This is a genomic window from Stenotrophomonas sp. YJH_SMC_19, assembly GCF_059367915.1.
Map to the genome: position 1 here is coordinate 1 of NZ_JCAFRI010000016.1, position 14,262 is coordinate 14,262.

The 14,262-nt window shown below is 68.4% G+C and carries 9 protein-coding genes; 4 read left to right on the top strand and 5 right to left on the bottom strand.

From position 1 onward, the window contains the following. Nucleotides 1-269: 269 nt before the first annotated feature. A complete protein-coding gene (locus AC5P5R_RS15600; RefSeq protein ID WP_005409981.1) occupies nt 270-1,190 on the bottom strand; it encodes a M14 family metallopeptidase in 921 nt (306 codons plus the stop codon). A gap of 131 nt (nt 1,191-1,321) precedes the next feature. Here AC5P5R_RS15600 and AC5P5R_RS15605 point away from each other — a divergent pair, with 131 nt between their 5' ends. The 3 genes from AC5P5R_RS15605 (at nt 1,322) to AC5P5R_RS15615 (ending at nt 6,083) form a co-directional block, all read left to right on the top strand. Continuing rightward, nucleotides 1,322-3,403, top strand: a complete 2,082-nt coding sequence (locus AC5P5R_RS15605; protein ID WP_100438607.1) for a TonB-dependent receptor family protein — start codon at nt 1,322-1,324, stop codon at nt 3,401-3,403. A gap of 62 nt (nt 3,404-3,465) precedes the next feature. Further along, complete coding sequence (locus tag AC5P5R_RS15610; RefSeq protein WP_043035279.1) at nt 3,466-5,238, top strand: chloride channel protein; 1,773 nt, start codon at nt 3,466-3,468, stop codon at nt 5,236-5,238. Between the two features lie 128 nt (nt 5,239-5,366). Beyond that, nucleotides 5,367-6,083 carry an MgtC/SapB family protein gene (locus AC5P5R_RS15615; protein ID WP_100438608.1) on the top strand — a complete coding sequence of 239 codons (717 nt, stop codon included), beginning with the start codon at nt 5,367-5,369 and terminating at the stop codon, nt 6,081-6,083. A 71-nt stretch (nt 6,084-6,154) separates the two neighbouring features. On the opposite strand, the gene AC5P5R_RS15620 is transcribed toward AC5P5R_RS15615, so the two are convergent. Continuing rightward, nucleotides 6,155-6,562: a MerR family transcriptional regulator gene (locus tag AC5P5R_RS15620; RefSeq protein ID WP_164281686.1), complete on the bottom strand. Its 408-nt coding sequence runs from the start codon at nt 6,560-6,562 to the stop codon at nt 6,155-6,157. 63 nt (nt 6,563-6,625) lie between these two features. Here AC5P5R_RS15620 and AC5P5R_RS15625 point away from each other — a divergent pair, with 63 nt between their 5' ends. Further along, on the top strand, nt 6,626-7,453 hold the full coding sequence (locus AC5P5R_RS15625; protein WP_100438609.1) for a class I SAM-dependent methyltransferase: 828 nt from the start codon (nt 6,626-6,628) through the stop codon (nt 7,451-7,453). 80 nt (nt 7,454-7,533) lie between these two features. Here AC5P5R_RS15625 and AC5P5R_RS15630 read toward each other — a convergent pair whose 3' ends face one another. From AC5P5R_RS15630 to AC5P5R_RS15640, 3 genes are all read right to left on the bottom strand, one after another. Further along, a complete protein-coding gene (locus AC5P5R_RS15630) occupies nt 7,534-7,824 on the bottom strand; it encodes a DUF6959 family protein (protein WP_019659952.1) in 291 nt (96 codons plus the stop codon). Between the two features lie 121 nt (nt 7,825-7,945). Next, nucleotides 7,946-8,782: an OmpA family protein gene (locus tag AC5P5R_RS15635; protein WP_005409988.1), complete on the bottom strand. Its 837-nt coding sequence runs from the start codon at nt 8,780-8,782 to the stop codon at nt 7,946-7,948. 62 nt (nt 8,783-8,844) lie between these two features. Then, on the bottom strand, nt 8,845-14,124 hold the full coding sequence (locus tag AC5P5R_RS15640; RefSeq protein WP_279746005.1) for an ESPR-type extended signal peptide-containing protein: 5,280 nt from the start codon (nt 14,122-14,124) through the stop codon (nt 8,845-8,847). Nucleotides 14,125-14,262 lie beyond the last annotated feature (138 nt).

Below are 14,262 nucleotides of genomic sequence, written 5' to 3' on the forward strand. Positions count from 1 at the left end.
ATGAGGTAGTGCCGGCCGCTGGCCGGCACTCCCAGTGTCCCGTGGTTGCCGGCCAGCGGCCGGCACTGCCGATCAACGATGGGCGAGCGCGTAGTCCAGCGCCGAGCACACCGCCGCCACCTGCGCGTCGTTGCACTGCTGCGGCGTCGCGACACCCCGCCGGGACCGGCCGCACTGTGGTGGGCCGACGCGCTTGGATGAGGTAGTGCCGGCCGCTGGCCGGCAATCCCAGTGTCCCGTGGTTGCCGACCAGCGGCCGGCACTACCGATCAACGATGGGCGAGCGCGTAATCCAGCGCCGAGCACACCGCCGCCACCTGCGCGTCGTTGCACTGCTGCGGGGTTGCCCGCGGGCTGTCCGGGTAGACCTCGGTGGTGGTGGTGTACTTGGCGCCGGTAATGCCGGCGCACAGGCCCAGCTTCACCAGCGGGTACTCGATCACGCCATGGGCCACCACCGGCGAACCGATGATCTCGCCCTTGTCGTCGGCCGGCGCGATGTGGGTGACCTTCTCCACCGCGGCGATGACGGCCTGCTGGAAGGCCGGTTGTGGGTTCTCGCTGTCGTCCACCAGGTAGAACCCATCGGGAATCAGGCCCGGCTCGAACGGCTTGCCGTCACGCGCGGCCAGCGCCGGGCGGAACTCGCTCTCGTCGCTGTCGGTGGTTTCGTGCAGGTCGATGTGCAGCACGAACTGGCCCTTATACGGCGCGATCAGTTCGATGACGGCGGTCGATTCGCGGGCCGGGCCGTCGGCGCGGAAGTTGCGGTTCGGGTCGATCGCATCGAAGTTCCAGCGGTTGATGCGCTCGAAGCCCCACGGATTCACGCACGGCGTCACCAGCAGGTTGGCCTTGCCGGCATAGTCGGCGGCGTGCTTTTCGAGGAACTCCAGCGCGCCCATCACGCCGCTGGTCTCATAGCCGTGCACGCCACCGGTGACCAGGGCAGCCGGCAGCGCCGGGTTCCAGTCGCGGCTGCGCAGGGCGAACAAGGTGTAGGTCTCGCCCGCGTAGTCGAGCTGGCCGTAGGCCACCTTGTCAAAGCGCGAAGCCAACGCCTCGATGCGCGGCAGCACCTCTTCGTCATAGCGACGCAGGCGCTGCTGGCGGCCACGCCACGCCTCCCGCTCCGCCGCTCCCCACGGCTGGCCAGGGGTTCCGACGGGGTAGAAAGCAGCTTGGGACATGGCGGATCTCAGCGGGTCAGGAAGCAATCACCCACTCTACCACCGGGACATCGGCATGAACCGGAGGCGCATTCCAATAGCGAATGGAATCAGCAATAATTCTCATTTACGACCTTCCACAACCCGCACCGATGCCCATCCACGCCCTGCAACCGGCCCGCCTGCCCCTGGCTGCCGCCCTCGCCCTGTGCCTGCTCCCGGCCACCCGTGCCTTCGCCCAGGACGGCGCCACCACGCTGGACAGCATCCAGGTTTCCGGCAGCTGGCTGGGCACCGGCCTGCATGACAGCGTCAAGAGCTTCGCCGGCGCGCGCACGGTGGTCGACCGCCAGCGCATCGAGGCCAGTGGCGCAGCCAGCATCGGCGATGCCATGCGCCGCATCCCCGGCGTGCAGGTCACCGACAACTCCGGCACGGCCGGCAGCTCGGTCTCGCTGAACATCGGCGTGCGCGGCCTGACCGGGCGCTACTCGCCACGCTCGACCGTACTGCTGGACGGCGTGCCGCTGGCGGTGGCGCCGTATGGCCAGCCACAGCTGTCGTTCGCACCGACCAGCCTGTCCAACATCGAATCGATCGACGTGGTGCGCGGCGGCGGCGCGGTGCGCTACGGCCCACAGAACGTGGGCGGCATCATCAACTTCAGCACCCGCGCCATTCCGACCGGCGCGGGCCTGCACGGCGAAGCGCGTGTGCGCTACACCGCCTACGACCATGGCGGCGGTGACAGCACCCAGTACAACGCCTTCCTCGGCGGCACCGGCGGCAACGGTCTGGGCGCGGCGCTGCTCTACTCGGGCCAGGACGGGCGCGGCTGGCGCCAGGGCAGCGATGACCGCTTCAACGACCTCGCGCTGAAGTTCGCCTATGCCATCGACGAACAGCAGGAACTGCGCGCCAAACTGTCCTACTACGATGTGCGTTCGCTGACCCCGGGCGGCCTGACCCGCGCCCAGTACGAGGCCGATCCGTTCCAGAACACCCGCCCCACCGATTTCTGGAAGGGCCACCGCACCGGCATCGACCTGGGCTACACCAATACGCTGTCGGCCAACAGCGAGTTCGAGGTGCTGGCCTATTACAACGAAAGCAGCCGCGCCAGCTCGCTGATCAACGCCGCCAACACCCAGCTGACCGTGCAGCCGCGTGACTACCGCGTGCTCGGCATCGAGCCCCGCTACACCCAGCGCCTGCACTGGGGCGCCAGCGTGCACGACATCACCGCCGGCTACCGCTTCCTGCGCGAACGTGGCAACGACCGCAGCTACACCGTCACCCGCCGCACCGGCGTGGCCAGTGCCACCAACCGCTTCGACAACGCCACCGACGCCCACGCGTTCTACATCGACGACCGCATTGCGATCGGCCAGTGGCGGATCACCCCGGGCGTGCGCATGGAATGGATCGACATGGACCGCCGCCAGGCCGGTGGCACGGCGACCTTCAGCAGCCGCAACGACAAGGCTCTGCCCTCGCTCAACATCGCCTACCTGCTGACCCCGCAGCTGACCGTGTTCGGCAACTACACCACCTCGTTCGGGCCGGTGCAGAACATCCAGCTGAATTCGCAGACCGCCAGCAATCCGCTGAACCCGGAAATCGCCAAGACCACCGAACTCGGTGCGCGCTGGCAGGACGGTGCACTGCGCGCGGAAGTAACCGTGTTCAAGATGCGCTTCGACAACCAGATCCTGCAGGTGCCGGGGATCACTCCGCCGACTTTCCAGAACATCGGCGCCACCGATCACAAGGGTGTGGAGAGCGCACTGGAATACCGCTTCGCCGAGGACAGCGCGCTGGCCGGGCTGGAGCTGTACGCCAACTACACCTGGACCAAGGCGATCCAGCAGTCCGGCGACAACCGTGGCCTGGACGTGCCCTTCTACGCGCGCGACACCGACAGCGTCGGCGCCCGCTACGCACTGGCCGGCTGGACCTTCAATGTCTCCAGCACCCACCAGAGCGGCCAGTACGCCGACGCCGCCAACACCTGGGCCGAGAGCGCCGATGCGCGCGTGGGCCGCGTGCCGGGTGTTCGCCTGTGGAACGCGCAGGTGGCCTGGCAGGTGCCGGGACTGGGTGACAGCGAGATCGCACTGGGCGTGAACAACCTGGCCGACAAGCGCTGGTACACCCGCAATGTCGATGGCAACGCCGGCCGCATGGTGGCCGCGCCGCGTACCTTCTACGTGCAGGGCCACTACCGCTTCTGAAGCGGTAATCGCCCGATGCAGTGACGGTGGCGATCACGGTGGCAGCGTATCATGCCGCCACCATGTCACCGTCTGCTTTGCCATCGCGCCTGCATCTGGCCTTCCAGGGCCTGCGCCTGCGACTGCGTGGCAGTGATCTGTGGTTCATCGCACTGGCGCTGCTGGTCGGCCTGATCGCCGGCTACCTGACCCTGCTGCAGTCGGGCATCGCGCGCTGGTTGCAGGGCACGCTGTATGGGCTGGACGAAGGCATGCGCCTGAGCTCCCTGCCCTCGCTGACCTGGACCGCGCTGCTGGTGCTGCCACTGGGCGGCCTGCTGGTCGGCCTGGTCAGCCTGGCGGCGACGCGGCTTAAGCGCCCCCTGCTCGATGCGGTGGAAGCCAATGCCCTGCATGGCGGCCGCATGTCGATGCGCGACAATCTGATCGTGCTGACCCAGACCCTGCTGTCCAATGGCTGCGGCGCCTCGGTCGGGTTGGAGGCTTCGTATACGCAGATGGGTGCCGGCAGCGGCTCGCAGCTGGGCCGGGTGATGCGCCTGCGTCGCAACGACGTGCGCATCCTGGTCGGTGCCGGTGCCGCCGGTGCCATCGCCGCCGCCTTCGGTGCGCCATTGGCTGGTGCGTTCTATGCCTTCGAAATCGTCATTGGCGCCTACACCCCGGCCGCACTGGCACCGGTGGCCGTCGCCGCGCTGGCCGGTGCGTTCGTGGCCGACCAGGCTGGCATCGAGGCCTACCTGCTGCCCGCTGCCTCTACCATCGACGTGCGTGCCGCCGACTACGCCATCTACGGCCTGCTCGGCTGCTGCTGCGCGATGGTCGGCATTGTCATCATGCGCCTGATCGCTTCGATCGAAGGCACGGTCAAGCGCAGTCCATTGCCGCTGTGGGGTCGCCCGGTGGTGGGCGGCCTGCTGCTGATCCCGCTGGCCCTGGCCAGCCCGCAGGTGCTCTCGTCCGGCCATGGCGCGCTGCACCTGGACCTGACTACCCACCTGCCGTTGATCTGGATCGGCGGCCTGCTGACCCTGAAGTGCCTGGCCTCCGGCATCTCTCTCGGGTTTGGTTTCCGTGGCGGCCTGTTCTTCGCCTCGCTGTTCATGGGCACCCTGGTCGGCGCCCTGTTCGCCGGCCTGCTGGCGATGGCCACCGGCGTGCCGGTGGTCGACGCCACGTCCGCCGCGCTGGCCGGCATGGCAGCGTTGGCCGCGGCGGTGGTCGGCGCGCCCATGACCATGGCCATGCTGGTGCTGGAAGGCACCCACGACTTCCTGCTGACCAGCGTGGTGATGAGCGCGGTGCTGGTGTCCAGCACGCTGGTACGGCAGTGGTTCGGCTACTCGTTCTCGACCTGGCGCATGCACCTGCGCGGCGAGACCATCAAGAGCGCCCGCGACGTCGGCTGGGTGCAGAACCTCAACGCCGGCCGGCTGATGCGCAAGGGCGTGGCCACCGCGCCGGCCGATCTCGATGCCGCCGCGTTCCGCCAGCGCTTCCCGCTGGGTTCGGGCAGCCGGGTGATCCTGATCGACAGCGAAGGCCACTACGCCGGCATCGTGCAGATTCCGCGCGTCTACGGCGACGGCGTGAAGCCGGAAACCACGATTGGCGAGCTGGCCGAGAACCGTGATGTGTCGCTGTCGCCAGCCGCGGACGTGGTCAGCGTGATGCAGCGCTTCGACCAGACCCAGGCCGACGAACTGGCCGTGGTCACCGCCGACGGCCAGGTGCTGGGCGTGGTCTCTGAAGCCTTCGTACGCAAGCGCTACGCCGAGGAACTGGACAAGCGCCAGCGCGAACTGATGGGCGAGCGCGTCGAGGACACCGACTGATCCCGCAAAAAGGGGACGGAGGGGATTAAGTCGTTTCTGGCACGCTGACTAACCACGCGTGGCGTGGACCGCTGGAAATCCACGCATGGCGTGGATCTACTGTCACCACGACCGGGTAGACTCCGGCCATGCGCTTCATTGAGACCTTCCAGGCCGGTCCCTTCGCCGACACCGTGGTGAGCCTGCTGGCCGCCTTCGTGCTGGGCACGCTGATCGGCGCCGAGCGCCAGTACCGGCAACGCACCGCCGGCCTGCGCACCAACGTGCTGGTCGCCGTCGGCGCCGCCGCCTTCGTCGACCTGGGCATGCGCATCGCCGGCAGCGCCGAGGCGGTGCGGGTGATCTCCTACGTGGTCTCCGGCGTCGGCTTCCTCGGTGCCGGCGTGATCATGAAGGAAGGCATGAACGTTCGCGGCCTGAACACCGCCGCCACCCTGTGGTGCTCGGCGGCGGTGGGCAGCTGCACCGGCGCGGACATGCTGGCCGAAGGCGTGCTGCTGACCGTGCTGATCATCGCCGGCAACACCCTGCTGCGGCCGCTGGTGAATGCGATCAACCGCATCCCGATCAACGAGGCCGCCACCGAAGCGACCTACGAAGTGCGCCTGAGCGTGGATGCCGAAGCCGTGCCGCGGGTGCGCGAGCGCCTCGTCGATGCGCTGGAGGATGCGCAGTATCCGGTCGGCGACGTACAGGTGGTCGAGCATGCCGATGCGCCCACCGATGTGATCGCGGTACTGGTCAGTACCGCCGTGAGTGCCGATGAGCTGGATGTGGTGCTGGCGCGGATGGAACACGTGCCGGGCGTGCTGCACGCCACCTGGGAAGTCAGCACCCGCGATTGATTCATCCACGCATGGCGTGGATCTACCGAGGTCGTGGTGAAGTAGATCCACGCCATGCGTGGATGCTTCTCTCACCCACCCGCCATGCGCTGCTGTGCGCGCAGCAGCTTGCGGAATGAACCGCACTGCCGCGCGTCCTGCGCTTCCGGGCAGGCCGCCGCGCGCTGCAGGTGCCGGCGCACCCGCTGCAACTGGGTGATCTGCCGCTGGAGCACATCGGCCTGTGCCAGCAGCGCCTCACGGTCCAGCGAGATACATCCATCCTGCGGCGGCAGCGACAACCCGTTCTGCTGCAGCGACAACCCGGCCGCCTGGCCAAGACCGATCAGCGCCAGCCGTTCCAGCACGCGCTCGTCGTACTGCCGGCGCAGGCCGCGACGGCCCAGTGCCTGCAGCAGCCCAAGCTGTTCGTAGTAGCGCAGGGTCGAGGCCGGCACGCCACTGCGCTTGACCACCTCGCCGATATCCAGTTCACGCACGGGCTTGACCTCAAGTGACCTTCAAGCGCCAACCTATGGGCGACTTCCCCGCAAGGCAAGACCATGACCAGTACATCCCCCGTTGATCAGAACGCGCTGTGGAACGGCCCCGGCGGTCAGATCTGGGTTGCGCAGCAGGCCATCCTCGACGGCCTGTTCCAACCCCTGGCCGACCTGCTGGTCGACGAACTGCCCGACACCGTCACGCAACTGCTGGATGTAGGCTGCGGGACCGGTGCCAGCCTGCTGGCCTCAGCCGCCGCACGCCCGTCGGCGCACTGCACCGGCCTGGACATCTCCGCGCCGATGCTGGCGCTGGCCCGTCAACGCGCCGAGGCGGCAGGACTGGACGCAGACTTCATCGTCGCCGACGCACAGCAGCATCCGTTGCCCACCGCGCACTTCGACTGGATCCAATCTCGGTTGGGCGTGATGTTCTTCGAAGATACCGAGGCCGCCTTCGCCAACCTGCACCGTGCCGCGCGACCGGGTGCCGGCCTGCGTTTCATCGCCTGGCGCAGCGCAGCGGAGAACCCGTTCATGACAACGGCCGAGCGCGCCATCGGCGACGCACTGGATCTTCCGCCCCGCGCGCCCGGCGCACCGGGCCAGTTCGCCTTTGCCGATGGCGAGCGCGTGCAGCACCTGCTGCAGGCCGCCGGCTGCAATGACGTGGAGGTTGTTGCGGTCGACCTGCCCTGCTCGCTCGCCCGCGAAGACCTGCCGACCTATGTCGGCCAGCTGGGCCCGTTGGGCCTGGCGCTGCGCGCGATGCAGGAAGACCGGGCCACCTCGCTCCGGAACAAGGCGGTAGCGGCATTCACCCCGTTCATCGAGGGCGACCGCGTACGCGTGGATGCCGCCTGCTGGCTGGTCCGCGCCCGCGCCTAGGAAAAGGGGACGGAGGGGATTAAGTCGCTCTTGCCCCGAGTGTACCGGAAACGACTTAATCCCCTCCGTCCCCTTTTTCCCTACAGTGCCTCGCCGGCGTCGGCCAGGCGCGATTCGATCAGCGCATACCACTGCTGCAGCACGTCGATCAGCATGTCCAGCTCGGCGTCGGTACGCTGTGCGCGGCCACTGCGCAGGCAGGCCTGGGCTTCCTGCAGCTGGGCCAGGAACCCGGCCACGGTGTCTGCCTGCAGGATCAGCCCCGGCAGGCGCCGCCCGGGAATGCGTACCACGGCATGGTTGCCGAGCTGGCCGTACACGCTGAGTGTGGTTTCCGTCTTCATGGAAAGAGGCAGGAATTGAGCGTTCATCGCGTGCACCATGGAAAACCTGAGCCGCCGGCAGGCGTGGTCAACGGGGGAGACGTAACCACGTCCTGCCGACGGTCAGGGGGGACTCGGGATACCGGGGCATGGCCCCGGTGCGGGACTCTCAGCGCGGTTGGGCGATCCCAGCGATCTGCACGCGACGGTTCGGCGCCAGGCAGGCGATCAGCTCGCGCCGATTGCGCTGCTCGCACTGCACGATCGGCTCGGCTGCGCCCCGCCCTTCGGCGCTGATGCTGGCCGCAGGCACCCCGCCCTGCACCAGCGCGCTGCGTACGGCCTCGGCACGTCGCTGCGACAGGGTCTGGTTGTAGCTGGCACTGCCGATACGGTCGGTGTACCCGGTCACCCGGATCGACTGCACCTGCGCGGCCTCGCGCACCTGCGCCAGGATGCCCTGCACCGCCTGCTGGCCTTCGGCGCTGAGTACCGCGCTGTCGAATCCGAACAGCGCGTCGGCCGACAGCCGCAGGGGTTGCTCCGGCAGCGGTGCCGGTGCAGGCGGCGCCGGTGGCCGTGGCGGCTCGATCACCGCCGCGCACGATTCCGGCTTCCAGTAGCCCCCCTGGGCGATGCCCTTGCTGTCGAAGCGCACCTGGAACTGGCAGGTGAAATACTCCGCGCCCTGAGCGGTGCGGAAGTTGAACAGGTAGTTCCACTCGCGCACGCCCCACATGCCTTCGTTGAAGTGCGGCGTGCCCAGCAAGGTATACAGCTGCCGCTTGCTCATGCCCGGCGCGAATCTGCGCAGGTCGGCGACGTCGGGATAGATGCCCTCCTTCAACGAAGCCTTCGACGCCTCCGGGAACTGCACGGCGGTGGTGTCGGCAGGACGGTCGGCGGCCGGCGCATGGCTGCGGCAGGCGGCCAGCAGGCCCATCCCCAGGACCAGGCCCAGCACTGCGGCCATCTGGCCGGTGCGGGCGATGCGATGCTGTTTCATGTCATTCCCCCCTTTGGACGTTTCCGCGATGCCAGGCCGCGCGTGCGGCCCGGCCGCGGGGATCACCACTGGATGCCGGCACCGACGGCCACACCGGCCTCGCCACGGCTGTTGGTGGAGCCGCTGAACTTGTAGATCCAGCGACCACCTTCAGAGACACCGGAGATACCGATCGCCACGCCCGACTCGCCGTTGTAGCTGCCAGCGGCGACCGAGGCCATGCTGCGGCCCGCTTCGCTGGGCTGCGGCAGCGCTGCGGTGGCCATCGCCGACGCGATACCGGCCGAGGCGCGGTTGTCGGTCTTGCGCAGGTCGCGCTCGAAGCCGCCCATGCGCTCGTCGGTGTACGCCTTCGACCAATCCAGGGTCTGCGCCATGCCCGACTTCAGCTGGTCCACGTTGACCGCGTCGGTACCGGCGGTGCCGGCGGCGACGTTGCGCACCGTGGTCGGGCCGCTGCTGGTGCTGCCCAGGGTGACGCTGTTGTAGTTGGTCGCACCGTTCACCGTGGTGTCGTAGCGGATCGTGCCCTGCTGCGAGGCCTGCAGCTGGCGTACGTTGACCGCATCGGTGGCCTGCGAACCGTCGGCCACGTTGACCACCTGGCGTTCGGCACCAGCGGCACCCACCGAGACGGTGTTGGCCCGGTTCGCCACTGAACCCGCACCCAGCGCCACCGAGTTGTCGGCCTGCGCCTGCGAACCATTGCCCAGCGCGGTCGAGTTGGCGCCGGCTGCGGTTGAGCCTGCACCACCGGCGGCCGAGTTGGCACCGCTGGCGGACGGGTCGGCCAGGTTGTTGGTGTTGTTGGCGCGGAAGCTGCCGGCCACGTTGGTGATGTTCTGGATCTTCTGGTCGGTGTACTTCTTCGACTCGTCGATGGCGTAGTTCACGCCGTTCTTCAGCTGGCCGACATTGGTTGCGTCGTACGTATCGGAACCGTCGGCGACATGGGTGATCTTGCGCTCACTGCCACTACTGCCGACCGAGACCTCACCGGCCGAGTTGCTGGCACCGGTCTGGCCGTAGGCACCGGTGTAGCCGCTCTGCGCACCGACGCTGGCCACCGAACCTGCACCCAGTGCCACGCTGTTGCCGGCACTGGCGCTGGCGCCGTTGCCGACCGCCACGCTGTTGGCACCGGCCGCACTGGCCTGCGGGCCGACCGCCACCGCCTCCGCCCCGGCCGCCGTTGCGGCCGCTGCCGTCGAGTTCACCGCCAGGTAGGCACTGCCACCGCCGCCGTTGGTGATGCGCTGGTTGAGGACCTTCAGCGAGCCGTCCACCGCAGTGAAGGCGGCGGTGACGTTGTTGTAGTCGCCGCTGGTGAAAGTGCCATCGGTGGCGATGCTGGAGATGCTGAACTTCGGCGCGGTCCACACGTTGGTGGTGCCGTTGTACGCGGTGGTGCCACCGAAGTAGTTGGCAATGGTGCTGTTCGTGCTGAACAGCTGGTCGCCGGTGATGGCATCGCTGCTGCCAGCCAGGATGCTGCCGGCGGCGACGTTGGTGATCTTCACCGCGCCGGTGCCGGTGCCGGTCAGCGTCACGCTGTTGAGCACGTTGCCGCTGGCGTCGACGTCGTACTTCACGGCCAGCTTGTCGATCTCGCCGGTCTGGTCGGCGACGTTGGCCAGCGAGTTGCTGACCGCATCGAAGGCGGTACCGACGTCGTTGTAGCTGCCCTTGGTCACGGTGCCGTTGGCGGCGACGTTGTTGATCGAGTACGTCGGTGCGGTCAGTACGCCGCTGGCGTTGACCGCCGCGCCACCACCCAGATGGGTGGCCACGGCCTGATTGGCAGCAAACAGCTGGGCTCCGTTGATGGCCTCGCTGCTGGTGGCACTGACCTGGCCTGGGCCCAGGTTGCGCAGCGTGGTGGCGGTGCCGCTCTGGCCCAGCGTGGCACTGGCGTAGTTGACGCTGCCGTCGCCGTTGAGGTCATAGCGCAGGGCGCCCTGCTCCGACGCCTGCAGCTGGCCCAGGTTGACCGCATCGGTCGCGGCGGTACCGGCGGCCATGTTGGTGACCTGGCGTTCGGCACCGGCCGCACCGATGGACACGCTGTTGGCACGGTCGGCCAGGCTGCCGGCACCCACCGCGATACTGTTGGCGGCGGTGGCGCGGGCGTTGGTACCGACCGCGATCGAGTCGGCGCCGGTGGCCAGCGCCTCGGTACCGGTCGAGTTCACCCGCAGGTACTTGGTGCCACCGTTGCGGATATCGGTGATCTGCGTGTTGAGATTGACCAGCGAGCCGTCGACCGCGGCGAAAGCATCGGTGGCGTTCTCATACAGGCCCTTGGCGATGGCGCCGCCGGTGGAGATGGTGCTGATCTCGAACAGCGGTGCAGTGAACGCGCCGCTGGCCGGATCGAAGGCCGCGCGGCCGCCGAAGAAGCTGGCGATGGCCGCATTGGTCGCCGCCAGCTGGCCGCCATTGACCGCTTCCAGACTGCCGGCAGTGACTGCGCCGCCGGCCAGGTTGCCGATGGTGGTGGTGCCGGTGCCCGCGCCAAGCGTGACACGACGGTAGTTCGGATTGCCGCCAGCATCCAGGTCGTAGGTGACGGCGGCATCGGCCACGCCGTTGATCAGGCTGATCGCGCCCTTCAGCTGGGCTACGTTGACCGCATCGGTGTTGACGCTACCGGCAGCCACGTTGGTGATCTGGCGCTCGCCACCACCGGCGGTGCCCACCGACACTTCGCCCGCCGAAACCTGCGGAGCAGTCAGGCCGTAAGCACTGTAGCTGGCCTGCGCGCCGCGCAGTGCGGCCGAGCGGTAACCCAGTGCGACCGAGTTGGCCTGGTTGGAGGTGGCTTCAGCACCGAGCAGGGTCTGCCCGTTTGCGGTACCGACGGCACTGTCGCCGACGATCACCGAATGGCCCATGCGCGCAGCGTAGTCCGCGGTCGGTACACCAGTCGGATTGCTCGGGTCGTTGACCCCATCACCCGGGAAGGCGACGTTGGCATCGACCTTCGGCAATTCGTGCCGTGCATTGGCACCGATCACCACTTCCTTCGAACCGTTGGCGAAGGCGCCATCGCCCATCAGCACCTGGTAGTCCTGCGCGGCGTTCACGGCCCAGCACGAGATGTCAGCCAGGGCGACGTCCAGGCACTTGGCGGCCCACGCCGGCGAGTCCTTCGGCAGCAGCAGGCCCAGCAGGCCGCCCGGATTGCCGTTGTTGATGTTGTAGATGTAGCTGTCGGAGGTGACGCCACCGATCAGGGTCAGGTGCGAGCTGCCACCGGTAGCGGCACCGCCCAGCCCGTTGAGGGTGCTGCCGACGGGCGACAGGTTGACCACCGGCAGGCCCAGCACATTGACCGTCGAGTAGGTCTGCATCACGTTGGCATTGCTGAGCTTGAGGTTGCCGTTGCTCAGGTAGCCATCGCCACCGAACAGGCTGGTGGTGGTCGGGCCGATCAGCTGCCCGACATTGCCGACCAGGCCGCCGGTGCCGATGATCAGGCCCGCGTTCGGATCGGCCGGAGCCGGCGCCTTCGGGCTGGTGGGCGGGATCGCCGAGGGCTTGGTCAGGCCGAGGCCGCCGAGCGTGCCGCCGACCAGGCCGCCGACCGCGCTGCCCAGATTGCCGAGGGTGCCATTGAGGTTGCCGTTGAGCAGGTTGCCCACGGCACTGCCGACGTTGCCGAGCGTGTTGCCCAGCAGGCCACCCAGGCCAGTGCCGGAGCCGGTGGCGCCATTGAGCAGACCGCCGACGGAACCGACGGTGTTGTTGAGCGTGCCGCCGACCGCAGTGCCGACGCTGCCAACCGTGCCGCCGACTGCGCCACCCACGCTGCCGACGGTGCCATTGAGGGCGCCGCCGACCGCACCACCGACGCTGCCTACGGCGCCGTTCAGGGCGCCGCCGACCGCACCACCGACGGTGCCTACGGTGCCGTTCAGTGCGCCGCCCACGGCGCCCACGGTGTTGTTGAGCGTGCCGCCCACGGCACCGCCGACGCTGCCGGCCGTGCCATTCAGCGCGCCACCCACGGCGCCTACAGTGTTGTTGAGCGTGCCGCCTACGGCGCCGCCCACGCTGCCGACCGTGCCATTCAGGGCTCCGCCGACCGCACCACCGACGGTGCCTACGGCGCCGTTCAGTGCGCCGCCTACGGCGCCTACAGTGCTGTTGAGTGTGCCGCCTACGGCGCCGCCCACGCTGCCGACCGTGCCGTTGAGGGCGCCGCCGACCGCACCACCGACGGTGCCTACGGTGCCGTTCAGTGTGCCGCCTACGGCGCCGCCCACGCTGCCAACCGTGCCGACCGCACCACCGACGCTGCCTACGGTGCCGTTCAGTGCGCCACCCACGGCGCCCACGGTGTTGTTGAGCGTGCCGCCCACGGCACCGCCCACGCTGCCGACCGTGCCATTGAGGGCGCCGCCGACCGCGCTGCCGACCGTACCGACGGTGCCGTTGAGCGCACCACCGACTGCATTGCCTGCGGCGCCGACCGCACTACCCACCAGCCCGCCGACACCCAGCGCGCTGTTCTGCGCCGCAACCGTTGCCTGGCCGGCCAGTTTCAGATTGCGATCGGCAACCACTTCCTGGCCATTCGGCGCCTGCACGCGCACCTTGCCGGCAGCACCAGCATCGAATGCTGCGGTGATCGCGCGATCGTGGGTTTCTCCCGGCAGTTCCTCCTTGGCGGGCAGCGTGATCGCCGCCGTCGCCTTTACCTGGCCCTGGGCGTCGATCTGGTGGCCTGCCACCTTCAGCTTCGAATCCAGCGCCCCATCCACAGAAGCCTTCAGACCCCGCAGTGCGCCCGCCGGCGCGCCGCTGATGCCGGCGGCCGCCTTTGCACCGGCATCGATTGATGCCACCTGCGCGCCGCCAAGACCGATGTTGGCATTCGCTCGGACATCAGCGGCAAGCCTTGGTACGGCGACCTGCTTCGGCGCCGTGTTCGCGGCCAGCTTGACCTGCACGGAGGCCGGCAGCACGTCACGCACCACCGGCAGCGACGCGGTGCTCAACTGCAGGCCGACGCGCGCATCCGCGCTGATCGCCGGGCTGCTCTGGGCCTGGCTTGCGGCAGCCGCGAGGGCTACCTCGGCATCGACCTTGACTGGCATCGGCTGGGTATACTTGGCTGCAAGAGCCTGCAGATCACGCAGCGACTGATTGGATTCGGATGCTCCCGCGTGGCCACTGGCCAGCACACACAGCAGTGCCAGGGCGAGCGTGGTGGGCATCAGCAGGAAGGCGCGCGGATCCCGCGCGGCGCTGCCGCCGCTGTCGCCGGTGGCCAGTTCCGAGGCCACAACCAGAGCATTGAGCTGGCGGTTCCATACACGCCGGTAGATGCGATTCATGAGCACTTCCCCCGTAGGCGAACAACTTGAATGTCAGTGGACTTGCCGTTAGGCAGGTGACTGACATTTCAGCGTTTGCAACGGTGGCTGCGCACTTCATTCCGGCACGGCAATCGCGCATTCCGGCAAATCCACGGC

Excerpts from the sequence above, each read along its gene's own strand:
- AC5P5R_RS15600 (WP_005409981.1), bottom strand. The coding sequence starts at position 1,190 with ATGTCCCAAGCTGCTTTCTACCCCGTCGGAACCCCTGGCCAGCCGTGG.
- AC5P5R_RS15605 (WP_100438607.1), top strand. The coding sequence starts at position 1,322 with ATGCCCATCCACGCCCTGCAACCGGCCCGCCTGCCCCTGGCTGCCGCC.
- AC5P5R_RS15610 (WP_043035279.1), top strand. The coding sequence starts at position 3,466 with ATGTCACCGTCTGCTTTGCCATCGCGCCTGCATCTGGCCTTCCAGGGC.
- AC5P5R_RS15615 (WP_100438608.1), top strand. The coding sequence starts at position 5,367 with ATGCGCTTCATTGAGACCTTCCAGGCCGGTCCCTTCGCCGACACCGTG.
- AC5P5R_RS15625 (WP_100438609.1), top strand. The coding sequence starts at position 6,626 with ATGACCAGTACATCCCCCGTTGATCAGAACGCGCTGTGGAACGGCCCC.
- AC5P5R_RS15630 (WP_019659952.1), bottom strand. The coding sequence starts at position 7,824 with ATGAACGCTCAATTCCTGCCTCTTTCCATGAAGACGGAAACCACACTC.
- AC5P5R_RS15635 (WP_005409988.1), bottom strand. The coding sequence starts at position 8,782 with ATGAAACAGCATCGCATCGCCCGCACCGGCCAGATGGCCGCAGTGCTG.
- AC5P5R_RS15640 (WP_279746005.1), bottom strand. The coding sequence starts at position 14,124 with ATGAATCGCATCTACCGGCGTGTATGGAACCGCCAGCTCAATGCTCTG.